Origin of the sequence: Pseudooceanicola antarcticus (genome assembly GCF_900215355.1) — a bacterium.
Classification (GTDB): domain Bacteria; phylum Pseudomonadota; class Alphaproteobacteria; order Rhodobacterales; family Rhodobacteraceae; genus Pseudooceanicola; species Pseudooceanicola antarcticus.
In genome coordinates this window covers 292,255-317,153 of sequence record NZ_OBEA01000005.1, presented here as the reverse complement: position 1 = coordinate 317,153, position 24,899 = coordinate 292,255, and the positions used below count along the sequence as shown (strand labels likewise).

19 protein-coding genes are annotated in these 24,899 nt (G+C 68.4%); 17 read left to right on the top strand and 2 right to left on the bottom strand.

The window, feature by feature from the left end; translation table 11 throughout:
• Positions 1 to 19: 19 nt before the first annotated feature.
• The 4 genes from CRO50_RS14315 to murD all read left to right on the top strand — a co-directional run bounded on the left by CRO50_RS14315 (position 20) and on the right by murD (position 5,717).
• Positions 20 to 1,534, top strand: coding sequence for a UDP-N-acetylmuramoyl-L-alanyl-D-glutamate--2,6-diaminopimelate ligase (locus CRO50_RS14315; protein ID WP_097146596.1), 1,515 nt, complete (start codon positions 20 to 22; stop codon positions 1,532 to 1,534).
• Positions 1,531 to 2,961, top strand: coding sequence for a UDP-N-acetylmuramoyl-tripeptide--D-alanyl-D-alanine ligase (locus CRO50_RS14310; RefSeq protein WP_097146595.1), 1,431 nt, complete (start codon positions 1,531 to 1,533; stop codon positions 2,959 to 2,961). Before CRO50_RS14315 ends, CRO50_RS14310 begins: the two co-directional genes overlap by 4 nt.
• A 50-nt stretch (positions 2,962 to 3,011) precedes the next feature.
• Positions 3,012 to 4,094 carry a phospho-N-acetylmuramoyl-pentapeptide-transferase gene (gene mraY / locus CRO50_RS14305; RefSeq protein WP_097146594.1) on the top strand — a complete coding sequence of 361 codons (1,083 nt, stop codon included), beginning with the start codon at positions 3,012 to 3,014 and terminating at the stop codon, positions 4,092 to 4,094.
• A gap of 207 nt (positions 4,095 to 4,301) precedes the next feature.
• Positions 4,302 to 5,717 carry a UDP-N-acetylmuramoyl-L-alanine--D-glutamate ligase gene (gene murD, locus CRO50_RS14300; RefSeq protein WP_097146593.1) on the top strand — a complete coding sequence of 472 codons (1,416 nt, stop codon included), beginning with the start codon at positions 4,302 to 4,304 and terminating at the stop codon, positions 5,715 to 5,717.
• Positions 5,718 to 5,828: 111 nt separating this feature from the next.
• Here the strand turns inward: murD and CRO50_RS14295 are convergent, their stop codons facing one another.
• Entirely contained in the window at positions 5,829 to 7,004 is a 1,176-nt protein-coding gene (locus CRO50_RS14295; protein ID WP_097146592.1) for a BaiN/RdsA family NAD(P)/FAD-dependent oxidoreductase, read from the bottom strand.
• 71 nt (positions 7,005 to 7,075) lie between these two features.
• Between CRO50_RS14295 and CRO50_RS14290 the strand changes: the two genes are divergently transcribed.
• From CRO50_RS14290 to recN, 13 genes are all read left to right on the top strand, one after another.
• Positions 7,076 to 7,366: a GNAT family N-acetyltransferase gene (locus CRO50_RS14290; protein ID WP_097146591.1), complete on the top strand. Its 291-nt coding sequence runs from the start codon at positions 7,076 to 7,078 to the stop codon at positions 7,364 to 7,366.
• Between the two features lie 320 nt (positions 7,367 to 7,686).
• Complete coding sequence (locus CRO50_RS14285; RefSeq protein WP_097146590.1) at positions 7,687 to 8,853, top strand: peptidoglycan glycosyltransferase FtsW; 1,167 nt, start codon at positions 7,687 to 7,689, stop codon at positions 8,851 to 8,853.
• An 8-nt stretch (positions 8,854 to 8,861) separates the two neighbouring features.
• Positions 8,862 to 9,974: an undecaprenyldiphospho-muramoylpentapeptide beta-N-acetylglucosaminyltransferase gene (gene murG / locus CRO50_RS14280; protein ID WP_097146589.1), complete on the top strand. Its 1,113-nt coding sequence runs from the start codon at positions 8,862 to 8,864 to the stop codon at positions 9,972 to 9,974.
• A gap of 4 nt (positions 9,975 to 9,978) precedes the next feature.
• Positions 9,979 to 11,379 carry a UDP-N-acetylmuramate--L-alanine ligase gene (gene murC / locus CRO50_RS14275; protein WP_097146588.1) on the top strand — a complete coding sequence of 467 codons (1,401 nt, stop codon included), beginning with the start codon at positions 9,979 to 9,981 and terminating at the stop codon, positions 11,377 to 11,379.
• A gap of 217 nt (positions 11,380 to 11,596) precedes the next feature.
• Positions 11,597 to 11,842 (top strand): DUF2484 family protein, encoded by a 246-nt coding sequence (locus CRO50_RS14270; protein ID WP_097146587.1) that lies wholly within the window; start codon positions 11,597 to 11,599, stop codon positions 11,840 to 11,842.
• Positions 11,843 to 11,986: 144 nt separating this feature from the next.
• The gene (murB, locus tag CRO50_RS14265) at positions 11,987 to 12,964 is read left to right on the top strand and encodes a UDP-N-acetylmuramate dehydrogenase (RefSeq protein WP_097146586.1); all 978 of its coding nucleotides are present in this window, start codon (positions 11,987 to 11,989) and stop codon (positions 12,962 to 12,964) included.
• Between the two features lie 108 nt (positions 12,965 to 13,072).
• Positions 13,073 to 13,993: a D-alanine--D-alanine ligase gene (locus CRO50_RS14260; RefSeq protein WP_179747292.1), complete on the top strand. Its 921-nt coding sequence runs from the start codon at positions 13,073 to 13,075 to the stop codon at positions 13,991 to 13,993.
• The gene (locus CRO50_RS14255) at positions 13,981 to 14,871 is read left to right on the top strand and encodes a cell division protein FtsQ/DivIB (RefSeq protein ID WP_097146584.1); all 891 of its coding nucleotides are present in this window, start codon (positions 13,981 to 13,983) and stop codon (positions 14,869 to 14,871) included. Before CRO50_RS14260 ends, CRO50_RS14255 begins: the two co-directional genes overlap by 13 nt.
• 95 nt (positions 14,872 to 14,966) lie before the next feature.
• Complete coding sequence (gene ftsA / locus CRO50_RS14250) at positions 14,967 to 16,304, top strand: cell division protein FtsA (RefSeq protein WP_097146688.1); 1,338 nt, start codon at positions 14,967 to 14,969, stop codon at positions 16,302 to 16,304.
• 167 nt (positions 16,305 to 16,471) lie between these two features.
• Positions 16,472 to 18,259, top strand: coding sequence for a cell division protein FtsZ (gene ftsZ, locus CRO50_RS14245; RefSeq protein WP_097146583.1), 1,788 nt, complete (start codon positions 16,472 to 16,474; stop codon positions 18,257 to 18,259).
• A 265-nt stretch (positions 18,260 to 18,524) separates the two neighbouring features.
• Positions 18,525 to 19,445 carry a UDP-3-O-acyl-N-acetylglucosamine deacetylase gene (gene lpxC, locus CRO50_RS14240; RefSeq protein ID WP_179747291.1) on the top strand — a complete coding sequence of 307 codons (921 nt, stop codon included), beginning with the start codon at positions 18,525 to 18,527 and terminating at the stop codon, positions 19,443 to 19,445.
• 222 nt (positions 19,446 to 19,667) lie between these two features.
• Positions 19,668 to 20,495, top strand: coding sequence for an outer membrane protein assembly factor BamD (locus CRO50_RS14235; protein WP_232617710.1), 828 nt, complete (start codon positions 19,668 to 19,670; stop codon positions 20,493 to 20,495).
• 71 nt (positions 20,496 to 20,566) lie between these two features.
• Positions 20,567 to 22,219, top strand: a complete 1,653-nt coding sequence (gene recN / locus CRO50_RS14230; RefSeq protein ID WP_097146580.1) for a DNA repair protein RecN — start codon at positions 20,567 to 20,569, stop codon at positions 22,217 to 22,219.
• A gap of 291 nt (positions 22,220 to 22,510) precedes the next feature.
• Here the strand turns inward: recN and CRO50_RS14225 are convergent, their stop codons facing one another.
• Positions 22,511 to 24,883: a helix-turn-helix transcriptional regulator gene (locus tag CRO50_RS14225; RefSeq protein ID WP_143516931.1), complete on the bottom strand. Its 2,373-nt coding sequence runs from the start codon at positions 24,881 to 24,883 to the stop codon at positions 22,511 to 22,513.
• Positions 24,884 to 24,899 lie beyond the last annotated feature (16 nt).

Genomic DNA, 24,899 nt, shown 5'->3' with positions numbered 1-24,899 from the left:
CCCGGAAAGGCGAAGGCGGATGGCAGAAAAGACCGGCATGGGCGCAGGGGGCACGATACCCGGCAAGAGCCTGACCGAGCTGGGGCTGACCGCCCGAGGCGGTGCCGAAGCCCGGATCACCGGCCTGGCCGTCGACAGCCGCGAGGTGCGCACGGGTTATCTCTTTGCCGCCATGCCCGGTACCCGAATCCACGGCGCCGAATTCATCCCCGCCGCCCTGCGCATGGGCGCCATCGCCGTGCTGACCGATGCCGAGGGCGCGCGGATTGCCGCCGAGGCCCTGGCCGGGGCCGATGTGGCCCTGGTCGTCGCCGAGGACCCGCGCCAGGCCCTGGCCTGTGCCGCCGCGCTCTGGTTCGGGGCCCAGCCCCGCATCATGGCCGCCGTCACCGGCACCAACGGCAAGACCTCGGTCGCCACCTTCCTGCGCCAGATCTGGCAGGGGCTTGGCCATTCGGCCATCAATCTCGGCACCACCGGGGTCGAGGGCGATTTCACCATGCCGCTGGCCCATACCACGCCCGAGCCGATCACCCTGCACCGCGTCCTGTCCGAGGCGGCCGCCCATGGGATCACCCATTGCGCGATGGAGGCCAGCTCTCATGGCCTGTCGCAGCGGCGGCTTGACGGGGTGGTGCTGCAGGCGGGCGGGTTTACCAACCTTACCCAGGATCACCTCGACTACCACGCCTCCTTCGCCGAGTATTTCGACGCCAAGGCCAGCCTCTTCACCCGCGTGCTCTCGCCCGAGGGCCACGCGGTGATCAACCTCGACGGCGCGCGCGGTGCCGACATGGCCCTGCAGGCCGAAGAGCGCGGCCTCGACGTGCTGACCGTGGGCGAGGCACCCGAGGCCGAGATGCGGCTGATCGGACGCCGCTTCACCCCCGGCGGCCAGGTGCTGCGCGTGGCCTTCAACGGTATCGAGTACCAGGTCGGTCTCGACCTCATTGGCGGTTTCCAGGGCGAGAACGTCCTGCTGGCGGCGGGCCTTGCCCTGCTGACCGGAGAGGCCCCGGAAGAGGTCTTCTCGGTGCTGCCCCAGCTCTCGGGCGTGCGCGGCCGCATGCAGCTGGCCGCCACCCGCGACAATGGCGCGGGCATCTACGTCGACTACGCCCATACCCCCGATGCGGTGGCCACCGCACTGAAGGCGCTGCGCCCGCATGTGATGGGCCGTATCGTCTGCGTCGTGGGCGCCGGCGGCGACCGTGACCGCACCAAGCGGCCCCTGATGGGGCAGGCGGCGGCGGAGAATGCCGATCTGGTCATCGTCACCGACGACAACCCGCGCTCGGAAGATCCGGCCTCGATCCGGCAGGCGATCCTGATGGGCTGCCCCGGCGCGCTCGAGGTGGGCGACCGTGCCGAGGCGATCCTGCGCGCCGTCGATGCGCTCGGCCCCGGCGACGCGCTGCTCATCGCCGGCAAGGGCCATGAGACCGGCCAGACCGTCGGCGACGTGGTCTATCCCTTCGACGATGTCGAACAGGCCTCGGTCGCCGTGGCGGCGCTGGACGGGAGGCTCGCATGAGCGTGCTCTGGACCGCGGCAGAGGCCGCTGCCGCCACCGGCGGCGAGGCGCGCGGAGACTGGCAGGCAGAGGGCGTTTCGATCGACACCCGCACCCTGGTTGCAGGCGATCTCTTCGTGGCGCTGAAGGCCGCGCGCGATGGCCATGAATTCGTGGCCCAGGCCCTGGAGAAGGGCGCCGCCGCGGCGCTGGTGACCCATGTGCCCGAGGGCGTGGCCCCGGATGCGCCGCTGCTGATCGTCGGCGATGTGCTGGAAGGTCTCGAGGGCCTGGCCCGTGCCGCCCGTGCCCGGATCTCGGGTCGGGTGGTGGCGGTGACGGGCTCGGCGGGCAAGACCTCGACCAAGGAAATGCTGCGCGATGTCTTCTCGGGGCAGAAGAAGACCCATGCCGCCGAGGCCAGTTACAACAACCACTGGGGCGTGCCGCTGACCCTGGCGCGGATGCCGCGCGACACCGAACTTGCGGTGATCGAGATCGGCATGAACCACCCCGGAGAGATCGCGCCGCTGACCCGGCTGGCGCGGCCCGACGTGGCGATCATCACCACCGTTGTTGCCGCCCACCTCGAAGCCTTCGAGAACCTCGAGGGCATCGCCCGCGAGAAGGGCTCGATCTGCGAAGGGCTGGAGCCCGGCGGCGTGGCGGTGATCAACGGCGATCTGCCCACCACCCCGATCCTGGTCGAGGCGGCCCGTAGGGCCGGTGCGAAGGTCCTGCGCTTCGGCGAGAGTCGCCATTGCCACCACCGCCTGCTGAAGGTCACCCTGGCCGAGGATTGCCTGGTCTGCGAGGCCCGCGCCTGGCGCACACCCATGACCTGGAAGGTACAGGCGGCGGGGCGGCATTTCGCGCTCAATGCGCTGGCGGTGCTGGCCACGGCACATGTGCTGGGACTGGATCGCGCCCTGGCGCTGGCGGCCCTGGGTCGCTGGGTGCCGCCTGCGGGACGCGGGCTGCGCCAGCAACGGGTGCTGGACCCGCTGGAGCGGGCGCTTTCCTTCGAGCTCATCGACGATGCCTTCAATGCCAACCCGGCTTCCATGGGCGCAGCGCTCGACGTGCTGGCCGCCGCCCGGCCGCGCGACAACCTAGGCCGCCACGCCCATGGCCGCCGCATCGCCGTGCTGGGCGAGATGCTGGAGTTGGGCGAGACCGAGCTGGAGCTGCACGCTGGCCTGGCCTCGCACCCGGCGCTCAAGCAGATCGACCTGGTGCATTGCGTGGGCGAGCGGATGCAGCCCTTCTACGATGCGCTGCCCGATCATGCCCGCGGCCGCTTCTGCAAGACCGCCCGACCGCTGGCCGAACAGGCGCTGCGGCTGGTGGACGCCGGCGATGTCGTGCTGGTCAAGGGCTCCAAGGGCTCGAAGGTGTCCACCGTGGTTGACGCCCTGCGCAAACTGAGCCATCCCGCCGACGACTGACGGCCACATGATCCGGCCGCTGACGGCCCCCCGGAAAGGACCTCACTTCGATGCTTTACTGGCTGACCGCCCTTTCGGATGGCGGAGACCTGTTCAACCTCTTCCGCTATATCACCTTCCGCGCGGGCGGAGCCTTCCTGACGGCGCTGCTCTTCGGCTTCTTCTTCGGACCGCGGCTGATCAACGTGCTGCGGCGCAGCCAGGGCAAGGGGCAGCCGATCCGCGATGACGGCCCCGAGACCCACCTGGCCAAGGCCGGCACGCCCACCATGGGGGGGCTCCTCATCGTCGGCGCGCTGACCACCTCGACCCTGCTCTGGGCCCGCTGGGACAATGCCTATGTCTGGCTGGTGCTCTTCGTCACCCTGTCCTTCGGGCTGATCGGCTTCGCCGATGACTATGCCAAGGTGTCGAAGCAGAACACCAAGGGGGTCTCGGCCAAGATGCGGCTTCTGCTGGGCTTCCTCATCGCGCTGGTGGCCTCACTCTGGGCCAGCTGGTTCCACCCCGAAGAGCTGCAATACGCGCTGGCGCTGCCGGTCTTCAAGGATGTGCTGCTGAACCTCGGGGTGTTCTTCGTGCCCTTCGCCATGTTCGTCATCGTGGGCTCCGCCAATGCGGTGAACCTGACCGACGGGCTGGACGGACTGGCGATCATGCCGGTGATGATCGCCTCGGGCGCGCTTGGCATCATCGCCTATTTCGTCGGCAACACCACCTTCACCGAATACCTCGGCCTGCACTACGTCCCCGGCACCGGCGAGATCGTGATCTTCGTCGCGGGCCTGATCGGCGGCGGCCTGGGCTTCCTGTGGTACAACGCTCCGCCGGCGGCGGTCTTCATGGGCGACACCGGTTCGCTCGCCCTTGGCGGCTCGCTCGGCGCCATCGCGGTGGCCACCAAGCACGAGATCGTGCTGGGCATCGTCGGCGGCCTCTTCGTGGTCGAGGCGCTCTCGGTGATCATCCAGGTGCTCTACTTCAAGCGCACCGGCAAGCGGGTCTTCCTGATGGCCCCGATCCATCACCACTACGAGAAGAAGGGCTGGGCCGAGCCGACCATCGTGATCCGCTTCTGGATCATCTCGCTGATCCTCGCCATGGTCGGCCTCGCCACGCTGAAACTGCGCTGAGGGGCCATTGGGGGGCAGGGGGGCTCTGCCCCCCGTCAGCAGGCTGACTCCCCCCGCAGTATTTTCAGCCATCGGATAGGGGAAAGAGGTCTTCCCATCCGATGGCTGAAAATACTGCCGCCGGAGGCCGCGCCCGGTACGGGCGCCCCCCTTGCATCCCGGCGCGGGGCGGCATCACTCTTCATTCGCAGATCAAGGGAGTAGCAGATGATTCCTGTTCAGGGTTTCGAAGGCCAGACGGTGGCGGTTCTGGGTCTTGGCCGCTCCGGCCTTGCCACGGTGCGCGCCCTGCGCGAGGGCGGGGCCGAGGTGGTGGCCTGGGATGATGGTCCCCGTGCCGCCGAAATCGCGGAGGCCGAGGGGATCGAGCTGCGCAAGCTGTCCCGGCCCGAAGCCTTCGAGGGCGTGGCCTGCCTGGTCACCTCTCCGGGTATCCCGCATCTCTACCCCGCCCCCCATCCCGCCATCGCCGCCGCGCTCGAGGCGGGCGTGCCGGTGGACAATGACATCGGCCTCTTCTTCCGCTCCTTCGGGCAGGGCGACTGGGCCGAGCTCGACACGCCGCCCAAGGTGGTGGCCGTCACCGGCTCGAACGGCAAGTCCACGACCTCGGCGCTGATCGCCCATGTGCTGGAGCACGTGGGCCGTGACGTGCAGCTGGCGGGCAATATCGGGCGCGGCGTGCTGGACATCGACCCGCCCGCCGATGGTGGCGTGGTGGTGCTGGAACTGTCATCCTACCAGACCGACCTGGCGCGTTCCCTGACGCCGGACGTGGCGGTCTTCACCAATCTCTCGCCCGATCACCTGGACCGGCACGCCGGGCTGGGGGGCTATTTCGCCGCCAAGCGCCGGCTCTTCGCCGAGGGCGGGCCGGATCGTGCCGTGATCGGCGTGGACGAGCCCGAGGGCCTGTTCCTGGCCGGACAGCTTTCGGTCGCGCCCGAGGATGACCGGGTGATCCGGGTCTCCTCTGCCCGCAAGCTGACCGGGCCGGGCTGGCTGGTCTATGCCCGCAAGGGGTTCCTGTCGGAATACCGCAAGGGGCGGCAGGTCAGTTCGATCGACCTGCGCGAGGTGAAGGGGCTGCCCGGCGCCCATAACCACCAGAACGCCTGCGCCGCCTACGCGGTGGTGCGCACCATCGGACTTGCGCCGCGTGTGATCGAGGCGGCCTTCCACAGCTTCGGGGGGCTGCCGCATCGCTCTCAGCGGATCGCCGAGGCGGGGGGGGTGACCTTCGTGAACGACAGCAAGGCCACCAATGTCGACAGCGCCAAGCAGGCGCTGCGGGCCTTCAAGCGCATCCGCTGGATCTGCGGCGGGCTGCAGAAGGAAGGCGGGCTGGGGCCGCTGCTCGGCGATACCGGCGAGGTGATGAAGGCCTATGTCATCGGCCGCGAGGCCGCCGATTTCGCCATGCAGCTGACCGGGGTCGAGACCGAGGTCTGTACCGACATGGCGACCGCCGTGGCGCGGGCGGCTGCCGAGGCCGAGCCGGGCGAAACCGTGCTGCTGGCTCCGGCTGCGGCCAGTTTCGACCAATACGACAGCTTCGAGCGGCGCGGAGAGGATTTCGCGGCCCAGGTCGAGGCGGTGTTGGGTGGCCAGGCGCAGGGGTAAGGTGGGATATCCTTCCCCCTACGCAGCTTTCCGAGGCCTGCCCGAGGCCTAGGGTGGGTGCCAAGCCACCTTTGGCGGTAGGGCGGGGCTTACCCCGCCGCCGCCGCTTCCTCAGCCGGCCCTGAGGGCCTCGGCGCAGGCCATGGCGCTGGCCCAGGCCCACTGGAAGTTGTAGCCGCCCAGCCAGCCCGTCACATCGACGCATTCACCGATGAAATGCAGACCGCTCTGCGCCTTTGCCTCCATCGTGCGGCTGTCGAGCCCCTCCGTGTCGACCCCGCCGAGGGTGACCTCCGCCGTGCGGTAGCCCTCGCTGCCCGAGGGCACCAGCTGCCAGCCGGTCAGGCGCTCGCAGAGCGCGCCGAGCGCCTTGTCGGACTGATCGGCGAGATTGCCCGACAGCCCCCATTCGGAAGCCAGGAAATCCGCCAGCCGCGCCGGCATCAGCGCGTCGAGGCTGCGGGTCAGGCTGCGTCGCCCGGCCTCGCTGCGCGCTTGCCTGAGGCGTGCGAAGGGATCGGCACCGGGGAAGAGGTTGACCGAGATCGCTTCTCCCTCGCGCCAGTATGAGGAGGCCTGCAGCACCGCGGGTCCCGAGAGCCCACGGTGGGTGAAGAGCAGCGCCTCGTCGAAGCTGCGCGCGGCCGTCACCCGAGAGGGCAGCGACAGGCCCGAGAGCGCCGAGAAGCGCCCTTCGGGGAAGGTGAAGGGCACGAGGCCGGGGCGGGTCTCGGTCAAGCCCAGCCCGAACTGGCGGGCGATGTCATAGGCCAGCCCTGTGGCGCCCATCTTGGGGATCGACTTGCCCCCCGTCGCCACCACCAGCCGCCGCGCCGTGACCTGGCGCGCAGCCCCGCGTTCAGACAGCGAGACCCTGTAGCCCTCGGGCCCATGGCGGACCGCCTCGACCGAGGTCTCGAGCGCCAGCTTGACGCCTGCGCTGTCGCAGAGCCCGGTCAGCATGGCGACGATCTGCTTCGCGCTGTCGTCGCAGAAGAGCTGGCCCAGGGTCTTCTCGTGCCAGGCGATGCCATGCTCGCTGACCAGCGAGACGAAATCCCAGGGCGTGTAGCGCGCCAGGGCTGACTTGGCGAAATGCGGGTTCTGCGACAGGAAGTTGCCCGGCCCGGTGCCGGTATTGGTGAAGTTGCAGCGCCCGCCGCCTGAGATGCGGATCTTCTCTCCGGCCCGCTTGGCGTGATCCACCAGCAGCACGCGGCCGCCGCAATGGGCGGCGCACATCAGGCCGGCGGCCCCGGCGCCAAGGATGATCGTGTCGAATTCCATGGCCTCCCCTTGCGCGAAAGCGCGCCAGTGCGCAAGTCGGAGGGAAGCTGTGCCAGGGAAAGGACCCCCAGATGAGCGACTTGGAGATCAGCCTTGAAGAGGGCGAAAGCGGCGGGCGCTATTTCTACCGCGAGGGCGACAACCTGGCCGAGATGACCTTCTCCAGCGCCGGGCACAGCCTGATGATCATCGACCATACCGGGGTGCCCGATGTCTTCCGGGGCCGAGGCATCGGCCTGGCACTGGTGAGCCGCGCGGTCGAGGACGCACGGGCCGCGGGCAAGAAGATCGTGCCGCTCTGCCCCTTCGCGGCGGCGCAGTTCCGCCGACACCCCGAGTGGGCGGATGTGCTGAACCGCTGAGCGGCCGCCTCCGCCCGACGCGCCGGGCGAGGGGCAGGGGGCGAGCTGCGTCCCCCGCCTGGAAATTCTTGTGGCCGGCCGCGTTGCGCGCCCTATCATCTGGCTCCCTGCCGCTCTGCCGTGGGCTCTGCCGATCCGTCCCTGAGAGGGCGGACGGGGGCGTGCGCCGGGACACGTCAGGGTTGAAAGATCCCGTGGCGGGCCCGCATTCGCGCTGGTCACATCACGGGAAAGAGGTTAGACTTTCTACCAGAGGTTCCACAAAAGGGACCCGTTGAGGCAATAGCGCACCGGGAAATTCCGGGCATCGAGCGGACATCATGACCGAGATGGTATATGGTGCCATCCCGTTGAGGGACGGCGAACCTGTAATTCCCAAGTGGTGGCGGACCGTCGACAAGTTGACGCTCGCCTGTATCCTCGGGCTCTTTGGCATCGGGCTTCTGCTGGGCTTCGCGGCCTCGCCGCCCCTGGCCGAGCGCAATGGCGAGGCGCCTTTCCACTACGTCTGGAAGCAGGCCACCTTCGGTGGCGCGGCGCTGATGGTGATGATCAGCGCCTCGATGATGCGTCCCGAGATGGTGCGCCGCATGGCCACCATCGGCTTTGCGCTGGCCTTCGTGGCTCTGGCGGCGCTGCCGGTCTTCGGCACCGACTTCGGCAAGGGGGCCGTGCGCTGGTACTCCCTTGGCTTCGGCAGCCTTCAGCCTTCGGAATTCATCAAGCCCTGCTTCGTCGTGGTCGCCGCCTGGATGATGGCCGCCGCGCAAGAGATCAACGGGCCGCCGGGCAAGCTCTATTCCTTCATCATCATGTGCACCATCGTCATCATGCTGGTGCTGCAACCGGACTTCGGCCAGGCCAGCCTGGTGCTGTTCGGTTGGGGCGTGGTCTATTTCGTCGCCGGCGCGCCGATGCTGATCCTCGTCTCGGTGGCGGCGCTGGTGGTGCTGGGCGGCACCCTGGCCTACGAGCACTCCGACCACTTCGCCCGCCGCATCGACGGCTTCCTGGCCCAGGACGTGGACCCGACGACCCAACTGGGCTTCGCTGCCAATGCGATCCGCGAGGGTGGCTTCTTCGGCGTCGGCGTCGGCGAGGGCCGGGTGAAGATGTCGCTGCCCGACGCCCATACCGATTTCATCATCGCCGTCGCGGCCGAGGAATACGGCCTCGTGCTGGTGGCGATCATCATCGCACTCTATGCCACCGTGGTGCTGCGCAGCTTCACCCGGCTGATGCGAGAGCGCGATCCCTTCATCCGCCTCGCCGGCACCGGCCTCGCGGCCATGTTCGGCGTTCAGGCGATGATCAACATGGGCGTCGCCGTGCGCCTGCTGCCCGCCAAGGGCATGACGCTGCCCTTCGTCTCCTACGGGGGCTCCTCGCTGATCGCGGGGGGCGTGGCCCTGGGGATGCTGCTGGCCTTCACCCGAACCCGGCCCCAGAACCAGATCGCCGATCTGCTGGCGGGGCGCGGACGATAGAAAGACGCATGAACTTCGACGCTCCTCTCCTTGTCATCGCTGCCGGCGGCACCGGTGGCCACATGTTCCCCGCTCAATCCCTGGCCGAAGAGATGCTCTCTCGTGGCTGGCGCGTGAAGCTGGCCACCGATGCGCGCGGCGCGCGCTACGCGGGCGGCTTCCCCCGCGAGGTCGAGATCGAGGTGCTCTCTTCGGCAACCTTCGCCCGTGGCGGCGTGCTGGCCCGTGTGCTGGTGCCGCTGAAGATCGCGGCCGGCGTGGTGGGGGCGAGCTTCCGCATGTGGCGCGACCGCCCCGCGGCGGTGGTGGGCTTCGGTGGCTACCCGGCAATCCCGGCCATGGCGGCGGCGCTGCTGCTGAAGAAGCCGCGCATGATCCATGAGCAGAACGGCGTGCTGGGCCGCGTGAACCAGGCTTTCGCGCGCCGTGTCGATGGCATCGCCTGCGGCACCTGGCCCACCGAGCTGCCCTCCGGCGTCGAGGGCACCCACGTGGGCAATCCCGTCCGCGCCGCCGTGCGCGACCGCGCCGGAGCAGGCTATATCGCACCGGGCGATTACCCGATGTCGGTGCTGGTCATGGGCGGCAGCCAGGGCGCGCGCATCCTGTCGGACATCGTGCCCCAGGCCATCGCCCTGCTGCCCGAGGCCACGAGGGCGCGCATCCGCATCGCCCAGCAGGCCCGTCCCGAGGACCACGACCGCGTCGCCTCCTTCTACGCCGAGCAGGGCATCGACGCCGAGGTCGAGCCCTTCTTCCAGGACGTGCCGCGCCGCATGTCCGAGGCGCAGCTTATCATCACCCGCGCCGGCGCCTCGACCATCGCCGATCTCTCGGTCATCGGGCGGCCCTCGATCCTGGTGCCCCTGGCCGCCGCCATCCGCGACGAGCAGACCGCCAATGCCCGTGGTCTGGTCGAGGCCGGTGCCGCGATCATGATGCCGGAGAGCCAGTTCACGCCGGAAACCCTGGCCGAGAACATCCAGCTTGTGCTTGACCATCCCGAAGGGGCAGAGCAAATGGCCCGCGCCGCGCTTGCGCTCGGCAAGCCCGAGGCCGCCACGACCCTTGCCGACATGGTCGAGGACCTGGCTGCCAAATCGAAGAAAGATCAGGAGTAATACCGTGAACGCTGCCACCAAGCTGCCCGGAGACGTCGGTCCCATCCATTTCGTCGGTATCGGCGGGATCGGCATGTCGGGCATCGCCGAGGTTCTGCTGAACCACGGCTACGTGGTGCAGGGCAGCGATCTGAAGCGCTCGAAGATCACCGACCGGCTGGAGAAGCTGGGCGCGCATATATTCGAGGGCCAGCGGGCCGAGAACCTGGAAAGCGCCGAGGTGGTGGTGATCTCTTCCGCCATCAAGCCCGGCAACCCCGAGCTGGACGAGGCGCGCCTGAAGGGCCTGCCGGTCGTCCGCCGGGCCGAGATGCTGGCCGAGCTGATGCGGCTCAAGTCCAACATCGCCGTGGCCGGCACGCACGGCAAGACCACGACGACGACCATGGTTGCCACCCTGCTGGACGCCGGCAAGTTCGACCCCACCGTGATCAATGGCGGGATCATCCATGCCTATGGCTCCAACGCGCGCGTGGGTCTGGGCGAATGGATGGTGGTCGAGGCGGATGAAAGCGACGGCACCTTCAACCGCCTGCCCGCCACCATCGCCATCGTCACCAATATCGACCCCGAGCACATGGACCACTGGGGCGATTTCGACACGCTCAGGAAGGGCTTCCTGGACTTCGTCTCGAACATTCCCTTTTACGGCATCGCGGTCTGCTGCACCGATCATCCCGAGGTGCAGAACCTCGTGGGCAAGATCAGCGACCGCCGTGTCGTGACCTATGGGTTCAACGCCCAGGCGGACGTGCGGGCGATTAACCTCAGCTACAAGGCCGGCGTGGCGCATTTCGACGTGGCGCTACAGGCCGAGGATCGCGTCATCGAGGGCTGCACCCTGCCGATGCCGGGCGACCACAACGTCAGCAATGCGCTTTCTGCGGTTGCCGTGGCCCGTCACCTGGGCATGAAGTCGGACGAGATCCGCACCGCGCTTGCCGCCTTCGGTGGGGTCAACCGGCGCTTCACCCGCGTGGGCGAGGTCAACGGCGTCGCCATCATCGACGATTACGGCCACCACCCGGTCGAGATCGCCGCGGTGCTCAAGGCTGCCCGCCAGGCGACCGAGGGCCGGGTCATTGCCGTGCATCAGCCGCATCGCTATTCGCGCCTGCATACGCTCTTCGAGGATTTCTGCGCCTGCTTCAACGAGGCCGACGTGGTCGCCATCGCCGAGGTCTACGGCGCGGGCGAAGAGCCGATCCCCGGCGCCACCCGAGACGACCTGGTCGCCGGAATGATCCGCCACGGCCACCGACATGCCCGCGCGGTCTCTTCCGAGGACGAGCTGGAGCGCCTGGTGCGCGAACAGGCGCAGCCCGGCGACATGGTGGTCTGCCTTGGCGCGGGCACGATCTCGGCCTGGGCGAACCGGCTGCCCGAACGGCTGTCGAAGCAATAGGGCCCCAGGCGACCCGATAGCGGCGTCTCTGCCGGGCCCGCCCCACGAGGGGCGGCGCCTTGCCGATAATTCATTCGTGATCTGACCAGAACTTTGTTGTCGGGACAGGCTCTTGCGGGTAGTGTCTTGCAAACAGGCAACAGATGATAAAAAAATATTGGGGTCCGGGCGGCGGAGAGTCGCCGATCAGGAGAGCCCCGAAAGAGGAGGCGGCACGATGAGCGAATCCATCCTTCTTGCGGCCCTCTGGGGTATCGCGGCGAACATCCTTGCGATGATTCCCTCGAGGGACCAGCATTGGTCGCGCGCCTATGTGCTGATCGCCTGCGGCATCCCGATCCTGGGCTACGTCACCATGCAGCATGGCCCCTGGGCGGGTCTGATCGTGCTGCTCGGCGGCATGTCCATCCTGCGCTGGCCGCTGATCTACCTCACCCGCTGGCTGCGCTCGCGCTTCGGCTGACCCGCCACTTTCCGCGCGCTTGGCCCTGACAGCTTGTGACCCCGCGCGGCGGTTGCTATCTGCGGGGGCAGGGGAGGGGTGCTGCCCTTGCCGGCCCGCCGCGCTCCCCTGCAGAACAAGGCAAGCTGAGAGCAGGAACGCCCCATGGCCCAACCGCAGGAGATCGAGATCAGGGGCGCGCTGACCCCCGGACGGGACCTGTCGCGGCTGACGTGGCTGCGCGTGGGTGGCCCGGCGGAATATCTCTTCCAGCCTGCCGATCTTGAGGACCTGCAGCATTTCCTGGCCGAGCTCGACGCAGAGGTGCCGGTCTTCGTCATGGGCGTGGGCTCCAACCTCATCGTGCGCGACGGCGGTATCCGGGGTGTGGTGATCCGGCTGGGCCGCGGGTTCAACTCCATGCAGATCGAGGGCAACCGGGTGACCGCGGGGGCGGCCTGTCCCGACAGCCACGTGGCGCGCAAGGCCGCCGATGCCGGCGTCGACCTGACCTTCCTGCGCACCATTCCGGGCTCCATCGGTGGGGCGGTGCGGATGAACGCCGGCTGCTATGGAAGCTACCTGGCCGATGTCCTGGTTGAGGCCCATGCGGTGACCCGCGAAGGCCGCGCCGTGGTTCTAAGCCCCGAGGATCTGGAATTCGCTTACCGCCATTCCGCCCTGCCCGAGGGCTGGGTGCTGACCCATGCGGTGCTCGAGGGCCCGGCCGGAGAGCCGGAGGCGCTCAATGACCGCATGCAGGCCCAGCTTGATCAGCGCGATGCCAGCCAGCCGGTCAAGGACCGCTCGGCCGGCTCGACCTTCCGCAACCCGGCGGGCTTCTCTTCCACCGGGCGCGCGGATGACGTGCATGACTTGAAGGCCTGGAAGCTGATCGACGAGGCGGGGCTGCGCGGTTTCTCCATCGGTGGCGCGCAGATGAGCGAGAAGCATTCCAACTTCATGATCAATACCGGGGCGGCCACGGCCCGCGACCTGGAGGATCTGGGCGAGGAAGTCCGAAAAAGGGTTTTTAAAAACCGGGGAATAGAGTTACATTGGGAAATCATGCGGGTGGGTGATCCGCTGTCCGGTTTGGACAGTGAACAGGCCGCCCAGGACCCCGCGGAAAAAACCAGATAATCACGCCGAAAGGCGGGCATTTTGCCAGAGGCGGACCATGGGTGCGCCAAGGCGTCCGGGGAAGATTCCCGGCAACAAGGACCGCAAAGGTCCGGGACATTGAGGCTTATGGGTGCGTCGAGCAGGGCAAACCCGAAAGTGGCACTTCTGATGGGCGGACCCTCGGCTGAGCGCGAGGTGTCGTTGTCATCGGGGCGTGAATGCGCAGCTGCTTTGCGGGAAGAGGGTTTCCAGGTCGTGACCGTGGATGCGGGCGACGACCTTCCTGCGCGCCTTGGCGAGATCTCTCCTGATGTTGTTTTCAACGCGCTCCATGGTCGATGGGGTGAGGACGGCTGCGTGCAGGGTCTGCTGGAGTGGCTGCGGCTGCCCTATACTCATTCGGGCGTCCTGTCCTCGGCGCTGGCCATGGACAAGGAGCGCACCAAGGCCGCCTATCGCAACGCGGGCCTGCCGGTGGTGGATAGCCTGCTGGCCGAACGCGCCGAGGTCGAGGCCGCCCATGTCATGGCGCCTCCTTACGTGGTCAAACCCTACAACGAAGGCTCTTCGGTGGGTATCTATATCGTGCAGGAGGGCGCCAACCGCCCGCCCGCGCTGGCCCCCGAGATGCCGCAGACCCTGATGGTCGAGGCCTATGTGCCGGGGCGCGAGCTGACCGTCTCGGTGCTGGGCGACCGGGCGCTTTGCGTGACCGAGATCGTGACCGAGGGCTGGTACGACTACGCGGCGAAATACACGCCCGGCGGGTCGCATCACGTCTGCCCTGCAGAGCTGCCCGCCGAGATCACAGAGGCCTGCCGCGCCTATGCGCTGAAGGCCCATGAGGTCCTGGGCTGCCGGGGTGTCTCGCGTACCGATTTCCGCTGGGACGACAGCAAGGGCCTCGCGGGGCTCGTGCTGCTCGAGACCAACACCCAGCCCGGCATGACCCCCACCTCGCTGGTGCCCGAACAGGCCGCCGCCGAGGGGATGAGCTTTGGTCAGCTCTGCCGCTGGATGGTGGAGGATGCCTCATGCGAGCGCTGAGACCTGCCCGCCCCCGTGCCGCCCGGCCCGATCCGGCGCCCTCGCGCTGGTCCTACCGGCTGCAGCGCTTCCTGCTGACCCCCGGCTACCGCCTGGCCATGCGCATCGTCATCCCGGCGGTGGTCTGCTTCGGCTCGGTTCATCTTTACATGGCCGACGAGATGCGCCGCGACAACGTGATCGCGATGATCCACGGCTGGAAGAACGATATCGAGACCCTGGACCAGTTCATGGTCTACGGCATGGAGGTCTCGAACGCCTCGCCGGGCACCGAAGAGGATATCCGCGAGATCGCCGAGCTGGATCTGCCGCGCTCGTCCTTCCACATCGACCTGCCCGGTCTGAAGGACACGGTCGAGAGCCTGCCCTCGGTGGCCGAGGCGGCGCTTCAGCTGCGCGATGGCGGAGTGCTGCGGATCTCGGTGGTCGAGCGCGTGCCGGTGGCGATCTGGCGCGGTGTCGATGGCTATGACCTGGTCGATCCGACAGGGGCCGTGACCGGCGCCCTGCACAGGCGCTCCGAGCGTCCGGATCTGCCGCTGCTGGCAGGTGCCGGAGAGCCCGCGGCGATCCCCGAGGCCCTGGCGCTCATCGCCGCCGCAGAGCCGATCGCGGCGCGGCTGCGCGGGCTCGAGCGGATCGGAGAGCGTCGCTGGGACGTGGTGCTGGATCGAGATCAGCGCATCCTGCTGCCCGAAGAGAAGCCGGTGCAGGCGCTGGAGCGCGTGCTGGCCCTCGACGAGGCGCAGGAGCTGATGTCGCGCGACGTGCTGGCAGTCGACATGCGGCTGGCCGACCGGCCGACCCTGCGGCTGAGCGAGGGTGCGGTGAAGGACTGGCGGCGCATTCGCTCGCTGGTGATCGACGCCAGCAAATAGGGATACGGGGCCGGGCGCGCCGGCCCCCTGAAAACGAGACGAGCAACGAGAACCGGCGAGACAGCCGACAGGCAAGAGGCAGCGGACGGCAGATGATGACGGAGCTTTACGAATCCCAGAGGGCGATGCGCAACATGCGCAAGGCAGCGATGCAGCGCGGTGTCGTGGCGGTGCTCGACGTGGGTACCTCGAAGATCGCCTGCCTTATCCTGCGCTTCGACAATGCCGGCCGGGGTGCCCTGCCGGGCGATGGCGTGGGCTCTCTGGCGGGGCAGGCGGGCTTCCGGGTCATCGGTGCGGCCACCACCCGGTCGCGCGGTGTCCGCTTCGGCGAGATCGACGCCATGTCCGAAACCGAACGCGCCATCCGCACCGCGCTGCAGGCGGCGCAGAAGATGGCCAAGGTCCGGGTTGATCATGTGATCGCCTGTTTCTCGGGGGCGGGGCCGCGCAGCTACGGGCTGGCGGGCGAAGTTCAGGTGGAAGGCGACCTGGTCACCGAACAGGATGTCAGCCGCGTGCTGGCCGCCTGTGACCTGCCCGACTACGGCGAGGGCCGCGAGGTGCTGCACGCCCAGCCGGTCAACTTCGCGCTGGACCATCGTTCGGGCCTTTCGGACCCGCGCGGCCAGATCGGCCAGTCGCTGGCCACCGACATGCACATGCTGACCGTCGATGCGGCGGCGGTGCAGAACCTGGCCCATTGCGTCAAGCGCTGCGACCTGGAACTGGCGGGCATTGCCTCCTCTCCCTATGTCTCGGGCATCTCCAGCCTCGTCGAGGACGAGCAGGAACTGGGCGCGGCCTGTATCGACATGGGCGGCGGCAGTACCTCTCTGTCGATCTTCATGAAGAAGCACATGATCTACGCCGATGCGGTCCGCATGGGGGGCGATCACGTCACCGGCGATATCTCGATGGCGCTGCAGATCCCCTTCGCCAATGCCGAGCGTCTGAAGACCTTCTACGGCGGCGTCCACGCCACCGGCATGGATGACCGCGAGCGCATCGAGATCGGCGGCGAGACCGGCGATTACGAGCACGACCGCCGCTCTTGCACCCGCGCCGAGCTGATCGGCATCATGCGTCCTCGGGTCGAGGAGATCCTGGAAGAGGTGCGTCTCTGCCTCGATGCGGCGGGCTTCGAGTCGCTGCCCAACCAGCAGATCGTGCTCACCGGCGGCGCCAGCCAGATCCCCGGACTGGGGGCGCTGGCCTCGAAGATCCTGGGTCAGCAGGTGCGCCTTGGACGCCCGCTGCGCGTGCATGGCCTGCCGCAGGCGGCGACGGGACCGGGCTTTGCCTCGGCGGTCGGCATGTGCCTCTTTGCGGCACACCCGCAGGACGAGTGGTGGGACTTCGACCTGCCGCTCGACCAGTTCCCCGCACGCTCGCTGAAACGCGCCGTACGCTGGTTCCGTGACAACTGGTAAACGCAATATAAAGTGCCTTCGGCAAGATACCGCGAACGGCCCCTGAAAACGCGCCAGATTTGGTGTTTTTCGCTTATTTTGGGGTGACGAGGTCGCGGGAAAGCGTTAAAGTTTGACGTGATAGGCAGAAAAAACCCCGCAAAGGGGCCAAGCAGGCGGAAAATTCGATGACACTGAACCTCAGCGTTCCCGGCATGGGAGAAGAGTTGAAGCCGCGCATCACCGTGTTCGGTGTGGGCGGGGCCGGCGGTAATGCCGTCAACAACATGATCGACAAGGAGCTTGAGGGGGTCGATTTCGTCGTTGCGAACACCGACGCCCAGGCGCTCCAGCAGAGCCGGGCGCAGGCCCGCGTTCAGCTCGGTGTGAAGGTGACGGAAGGTCTTGGCGCCGGGGCGAAAGCCACCGTGGGTGCCGCCGCCGCCGAAGAGAGCATCGAGCAGATCGTGGATTATCTCGCGGGGGCACACATGTGCTTCATCACCGCGGGCATGGGGGGCGGCACCGGCACCGGCGCGGCTCCGATCATCGCTCAGGCCGCCCGCGAGCTGGGCGTTCTGACCGTTGGCGTCGTGACCAAGCCCTTCCAGTTCGAGGGCGTGAAGCGGATGCGCCAGGCCGAGGATGGGGTCGAGCAGCTCCAGAAGGTCGTGGACACGCTGATCATCATCCCGAACCAGAACCTGTTCCGCCTGGCGAACGAGAAGACGACCTTCACCGAGGCCTTCTCGATGGCCGATGACGTGCTGTACCAGGGCGTCAAGGGCGTGACCGACCTGATGGTCCGCCCCGGCCTGATCAATCTCGACTTCGCCGACGTCCGCGCCGTGATGGACGAGATGGGCAAGGCAATGATGGGCACCGGCGAAGCCGAGGGCGAGACCCGCGCCCTGCAGGCCGCCGAGAAGGCCATCGCCAACCCGCTGCTGGATGAAATCAGCCTCAAGGGCGCCCGTGGCGTGCTGATCAACATCACCGGCGGTCACGATCTGACCCTCTTCGAGCTGGACGAAGCCGCCAACCGCATCCGCGAGGAAGTGGACCCGGACGCCAACATCATCGTCGGCTCGACCCTGGACGAGAGCATGGAAGGCGCGATGCGCGTCTCCGTGGTCGCCACCGGTATCGACGCGGCCGAGAGCCACCAGGAAATCCCGGTGCCCCGTCGCCGCATGGCCGAGCCGCTGAAGCCCGCCGTGCGCGCCGAGGAAGAGGCCGCTCCCGCGCCTGTCGCGCAGCAGCAGCCCGCACCGGCGCCGCAGCAACCGGCACCGCAGCCGAGCTACCAGCAGCAGCCCGCCGCGCGTCAGCATGGCTATGCCCCGATGGAAGAGGACCTGGACAACGCGCCGACCCTCTTCGACGATCTGGACCAGCCCGCGCCCGCGCCGCAGCGGCAGCCTGCCGCTGAAAGCTACCAGCAGCCGGCCTATAACGCCCGTCCCGAGCAGCGTGCCCAGTACGAGGCGCAGGACGATCTGCCGCCGCCGGCCTACCAGCCCGCACGGGCAGAGGCTGCACCCATGGCCCATGCCGAGGAAGAGCACGACCAGCGTGAGAGCTTCATCGCTCCGGCCCCGCGCCGCGCCGGTCAGCCCTCGCCCGAGACCATGGCCCGCCTGCAGGCCGCCGTGGCCAAGCAGCCGCGCGACGGTGGCGCTCCGCGTCAGCCGCAGCAACCGGCTCCGCTGCGCGCGGCGACGCCGCAGCAGGCTCCGGCCGCCGAGGTGCCCGCCGAGAAGCGTTCGCGCATCAACTCGCTGATCAACCGGATGACCGGCCAGCCCGAGGGCGCGGCCCACGCGCCGCAGCAAGCGCAGCACCGCGCTGCCCCGGCACCGCAGCCGCAGGCACGGGTCGAGCCCCAGGCCGCACCGCGCCGGGCTGCCGCAGAGCCCGATCCCGACCAGGAGCGGATCGAGATTCCGGCCTTCCTGCGTCGCCAGGCGAATTGATCCGGGGCTCTTTGCCGGAACTGGCGGTCACATTTACCGCCCAGCTCAACATTTGATCTTTTGGTTAAGGCCGCCCTCGGGCGGCCTTTTCCCTTGTTTTAAAGGGTTCCCTGAAACAATGTTTCGCTGAAAGCAGGATTCCGCGCCTTGTTACAGCGGATGTTTCAATCCGTTGCAAAGAGTGAGTTGAGGCCTTTTTGCCCACCCCTTACCTAATGAGACGTTAACGGTCGGGACAGGCCGTTGGGACACCTGGGGTAATAACGTGCAACAGACTATGAAGGCTCCGGTAAGCTTTTCCGGCGAGGGTTTGCATTCCGGCAAACCTGCGACTCTGACGATCCACCCGGCCAAGGCCGGTTTCGGGATCTGGTTCCGCAGAACCGACCTCTCCGAGGAGGAGGGTCTTCTGCCTGCGCGCTGGAATGCCGTTGAACGCACGGCCCTCTGCACCCGCCTCGTCAATACCTCCGGCGCTTCCGTCTCGACCGTCGAGCATGTCATGGCGGCGATCGCCGGCTGTGGCATCTCCAATGCGCTGGTCGAGATCGACGGGCCGGAAGTGCCGATCCTCGACGGTTCGGCTGCGCCCTTCGTGCGCGGTATCCTGGCCCGTGGCCTGCGTGCGCAATCGGCCCCCAGCCGTGCCATCCAGGTGCTGCGCCCGGTCGAGGTGAAGAACGGCGAGGCCGTGGCCCGGCTGCTGCCCGCAGACCAGCTCGAGATTGCCTTCCACATCGACTTTCCCGACGCCGCCATCGGCCGCCAGGACCGTGAGCTGGTGATCAAGAACGGCGCCTTCGTGCGCGAGCTCTCGGACAGCCGCACCTTCTGCCGCCAGGCCGATGTCGAGGCGATGCAGGCCAATGGCCTGGCCCTGGGCGGTACCTATGACAATGCCGTCGTCGTCGACGGCGCCGAGGTGCTCTCTCCCTCGGGTCTGCGCTACGAGGACGAGCCGGTGCGGCACAAGATGCTGGACGCCCTGGGCGACCTGGCCCTGGCCGGCGCGCCTCTCCTGGCCCGCTACGAGGGCATCCGGGCCGGTCACTCGCTGACCAACACCCTGCTGCGCGCGCTCTTCTCGGATCGCCGCAACTACCGCATCGTGTCTTGCGACGAGGCCACGGCGGCACGCCTTCCGGGCGTCGGTGTCACCCCGGCCGAGATCCCTGCCGTCGCGTGAAGACAGGGGCTTGCGGGATCGTCTCCCGGCAACCTGACGCCGCTCTTCGGGGGCGGCGTTTCTACTTCCGCGCGCTGGCAGGCGGCTTTGCCCCGCCAAGGGGCGTAAAGGCGTTTTGCAGCGGAATTTTCTGTGCTAGGACCATGGGGCGGCGGCGCCCTGCGCTGCCCATGACTATGACGCTGAAGGGGTGATGCAGGCATGAAGAGCGGCGCTTTTCGAATGAGGCTGGCAGGGGGCGCCCTGCTGGCGCTGTCTCTCGCGGCATGTGGTGCCGGTCCGGGTCTCGATGACCGCCGCGTTGGCATGGAATCCTATACCGCCGAGCAGATCTTCGGTCGCGGCGAATACGAGATGGAAGAGCGCAACTTCGAGGATGCGGCGGAGTATTTCGCCGAGATCGAGCGCCTTTATCCCTATTCCGAATGGGCCCAGCGGGCGCTGATCATGCAGGCCTTCGCCCAGCATTCGGCCCGCAACTACGATGAAAGCCGCGCCGCCGCGCAGCGCTACATCGACTTCTATCCGACCACGGAAGATGCCGCCTACGCCCAGTACCTGCTGGCGCTGTCCTATTATGACCAGATCGACGAGATCGGCCGTGACCAGGGCCTGACCTTCGAGGCCCTGCAGGCCCTGCGCCAGGTGATCGAGCGCTACCCCTCGTCGGAATACGCCAAGTCGGCGATCCTGAAGTTCGACCTGGCCTTCGACCACCTCGCCGCCAAGGAGATGGAGGTCGGGCGCTACTACCTGAAGCGCGATCACTTCAGTGCCGCCATCAACCGTTTCCGCACCGTGGTCGAGGAATTCCAGACCACCTCGCATACGCCCGAAGCGCTGCACCGGCTGGTCGAGGCCTACCTGTCGCTCGGCCTGACCGACGAGGCGCAGACCGCCGCTGCGATCCTGGGGCACAACTTCCGCTCGACCGAGTGGTACGAGGACAGCTACCAGCTGCTGACCAAGCGTGGGCTCGAACCCCGTGCGCGCGGCGATGGCTGGCTAGCCAGCCTCTATCGCCAGACCATCAAGGGTGACTGGCTTTGATCGCCGTCCCGCATACCGCCTTCCCCGGCGCCTCGCGCTCCGGGGGAGAGGCCGGGGCCTGAGGGCGGGCCATGCTGCGCGGTCTGGACATTCGTGACATGCTGATCATCGACCGGCTGGAGCTCGACTTCCAGCCGGGCCTGAACGTGCTGACCGGCGAGACCGGCGCCGGCAAGTCGATCCTGCTTGATTCCCTGGGCTTCGTGCTGGGCTGGCGCGGCCGTGCCGACCTGGTGCGCGAAGGTGCCGAGCAGGGCGAGGTCACGGCGATCTTCGAACTGCCCGAGGGCCATCCGGCGCATCGGGTGCTGGAAGAGGCGGGCCTGCCCGTGGGCGACGAGCTTCTGCTGCGCCGCATCAACTCGCGCGACGGGCGCAAGACCGCCTGGATCAACGATCGTCGCGCCTCGGGGCAGGTGTTGCGGTCGCTGTCGGAAACCCTGGTCGAGCTGCATGGCCAGCATGATGACCGGGGCCTGCTGAACCCGCGTGGCCACCGGGCCATCCTCGATGAGTTCGCCGGCGTCTCTGGCCTCAAGGCCGAGCTGCGCGAGGCCTGGCGCGCGCGCTCCGGTGCCGAGAAGAAGCTGGACGCCGCCCGCGCCGCGCTGGCCGCCGCCGCCAAGGAAGAAGAATACCTGCGCCATTCCGTGGAAGAGCTGGACAAGCTTGACCCGCAGCCCGGCGAAGAGGCCGATCTGGACAGCCGTCGCCGTCTGATGCAGGGCGCCGAGCGGCTGCGAGAGGATGTCTCGCGCGCTCATCAGGCGCTTGGCAACGAGGGCGCCGAAGGCCCGATGTGCGACGCCATGCGTTGGCTCGAGAAGGCCTCTGAGGCGCTGGAGGGCCATCTGGATGCGCCCATTGCCGCGCTCTCCCGTGCGCTGGCCGAGCTCGACGAGGCCGCAGACGGGGTGGTGCGCTGCCTCGAGGCGCTCGATTTCGATCCGTTGGAGCTCGAGGCCACCGAAGAGCGTCTCTTCGCCATCCGCGCCCTTGCGCGCAAGCATGATGTGGCCCCCGATGCGCTGGCCGAGCTGGCCAGCGATCTGCGCGGCCGGCTGGAGGCCATCGACGGTGGCGCCGGAGAGATCGCCCGGCTGGAAGCCGCCCTGCGCGAGGCCGATGAGGTCTACGCGGGCCTTGCCGCCAGGCTGTCCGAGACACGCCGCGCCGCGGCCGCCCGGCTCGACAGCGCGGTGGAGGCCGAGCTTGCGCCGCTGAAGATGGAGCGCGCCCGTTTCGTCACCGAGGTCAGCCCCGCAGAGCCCGGCCCCGAGGGCCGCGACGAGGTTTCCTTCACTGTGGCGACCAACCCCGGTGCACCCTCCGGCCCGCTGGCCAAGATCGCCTCGGGCGGGGAGCTTTCGCGCTTCCTGCTGGCGCTCAAGGTCTGCCTGGCGGGGGATGACAGCCAGGTCACCATGATCTTCGACGAGATCGACCGCGGTGTCGGCGGGGCCACCGCCGACGCGGTCGGTCGACGCCTGGCACGGCTGGCCGAGGGTGGTCAGGTGCTCGTCGTCACCCATTCGCCGCAGGTTGCGGCCCGTGCCTCGCACCACTGGCAGGTCGCCAAGCGGGTCGAGGGCGAGGCCACGCTGTCGACCGTGCTGGCGCTCTCGCCAGAGGCGCGGGTGGACGAGCTGGCCCGTATGATCTCGGGCGATGCGATCACCGAAGAGGCGCGAGCCGCCGCGCGCAAGCTGATCGACGCGGGCTGAGGCCGCGCGTCAGGGGCATTCCTGAAAAGCAGTGACAGAGGCAGGCGGGGTGAGACCCTGTTGTCGCGGGCCCTACGGGGCCCCGGAAGTGCTGCCGGTGCGGGCCGGGCGGGGAACAGCTTTCCGGGGCCTTTGCAGGGCGAGAAAGCCATCCTGTGCCGCCCGGACGCGGTCTCTGCGCCGGGGACACAGGGGCACACACTTAATCACCTCTTACGATTGTCAGTATCCCACGCGCGATGATGGGCGGCATACCCCAAGTGGGGGAAAGTCTGCATGATCAAGGAAATGTTATCGCTTTAGGCAGAAGCCCGAGGCCAGCTCCAACAGCTCCGCGCCCGCCTGCAGATGCAGCAGCTCTCCGCCTTCGGCGATTTCGCGGAAGGCGATCCAGGGGAAGGTCCGGCGCGCGGCGGCGCGCAGGCTGGCGGGCTGGCGCAGGCTCTGGCCACCCTGCATGACATGGATCGGCAGCTTGCCTTTCAGCGCCTCCAGGTCGGCGCGCCAGTCGCCGCGGGCCGAGGCGGCGATCTCTCCGGCGAGGGCGGGCAGGAAGTGCCCGCTGCCATCCAGCGCGATCTCGGTGCCGCTGAGCAGCGCGGCGCGGCACTCTGGCTGGGCAATCGTGGCGCTGTCGGCGGCGGATTGTGCAAAGAGCGTGGCGAGGAACTCCAGCCCGCCCATGCGTTTGGCCATGGCGCTGACGGTGTCCATCATGAAGGGGAAAAGCTCGGGCGTGTAGCGCGCCCCGCCCAGCAGGAAACGGTGCCAGCGGCCCATGCTGTCGTAATCCTCGGCCCGGTAGATGGGCAGGCTGGACGAGACCCCGATCAGAGCAGAGTCGCGTTCGGGCGCCGTGGCGGCCAGCAGGCAGGCGCTGTGCAGATCGTCCCCGAATGCCAGCACCGGCACCTGGCGGGCGTGGTGATGCTCCAGCAGGGCCAGCATGTCCTCGGCGGCGAGCCTTGCGCGGTCGCATCCCGCCGGGGCAGGGTCCGAGCCGCCGAAACCCGCGCGGATCGGCACCAGGAGGCAGAGGCCTTGGGCCTCCACCTGGGCCTCCAGCGCGGCGGGCCAGCGGCACTGGCCATAGGTGCCGTGGGTCCAGAGCATCGCGCGCCCCTGCGAATCGCCCAGCACCAGGTATTCCATGCGCCGCCCGCCGGGACGGCTGAGGCTGCGGTAGGGGCGCAGGGGCAGGAGCCCGCCGGCATGGCTGAAGCGCACCATCCCCGAGCCGCCCCCGCCGGAAGGGGTCGGCACCGCCGGGGCGGGGTCATTGGCCAGCGGCCCGATGGTGACCATCGGCGTGGCCTCGCGGCCCGTCAGCGGGGTGCCGGGCTGACCATGCGGCGCCCGAAGGGGCTTGCCCTGCGACGGCATACGCGGACGCGTTGCCCCGATCGGGGCGGCGTTTCCGGACCTGCGTGCGGGATTGGCAGGCGCGGGTGCCGCCGCCACGACAAGGCCCCTGGGGGTGTCCCCGCCCGCCGGACGAGCGCCGATAGGGCCACCGACTGGGCCGGGAAGCGCGGGCACCAGCTCGCTCACCGAAAGCGCGAGGCGCAGCAATTCGCCCTGCGAGCGCGTCTCTGTCTTGGCCAGGATTGCCTTGATCTGGGCGCGCACGGTCTCGACCGAACGGCCGCGTTCTTCGGCGATGTCGCGCAGCGGGCGGGCCTCGGAGAGGCTGCGCAGGATCTGCGCCTCGGCGCGGGTCAGCTTGTAGGCATCGCGCAGGGTCTCTGTCAGCGCCTCGGGCCAGCGCAGCTGCGAGGTGACCACCAGAACGAAGGGCGACCGGCCGCCGCCGGGCCGGTTGAGCGCCAGCTGCGCCAGGAAGAGCTGCCCGCTGCCCGCAAGCCGCAGCCGCAGCACCGCTTCGCCGCCGGGGCGGGCGGCGGGACGGCGGGCGCGTTCCGGTACCGGATCGGCGGCGGCGCTCAACATGCGGCGCAGGCGGCCGCGCAGGGCTTCAAGGTGCGGCACCTCCAGCGGGAGGCTGTCCAGCGGGTCGCCGCGCTTCACCCCCAGCCCGTGGCGGGCGGCCTCGTTGGCCGCCGAGAGCCGCAGATCGGACCCCACGGCGAAGGCGGCGGTGCGGGCGAAACGGCGCAACTCGGTCTCTTCGGGGCGCAGCACATGGGCGGCGCTGGTCTGCTCGAGCAGCCGCGTCACGCGCTGGAAATGATCGGTGAAATCAAGCGCCCCGCCGCGCCGCATCTCCTGCCGCAAGGTGGCGTCCGGGCTGGCTAGGGTCTCCGCGTCGCGGGGACTGTCGGGGAGCGAGCCGAAATCGCCGTCGGGATGGCCAGAGGCGTCTTCTCCGCCGGCCATGGCCCGGTCGAGAGCCCGGCGCAGGGGGCGGTTCAGATGCTCCCAGTCATCCAGCAGGTCTGCCAGCCGCAGGGGATCAAGGGCGACATCGTAAAGCCGGCCGATCACATCGTCATGTAGCCTGTCCGCAGTGCCTGGGGTGTCTGTCGCCCCATGGGCCTCGGTGCCGGCGTCCTGCGGTCTCCAGGAATACGCCACGGGCGTTCCTCCATCGGTAATATGCCGGATTGCCTTGCCCGATCTCAGCCGATCTGCCTTTGCCTCGCAACCGGCCAGATGGTCGTAGCCCGCGGCCCAGGGCGGCACGATCCGCCAAACCATCGACATGGCAGGGCTTTTTTTG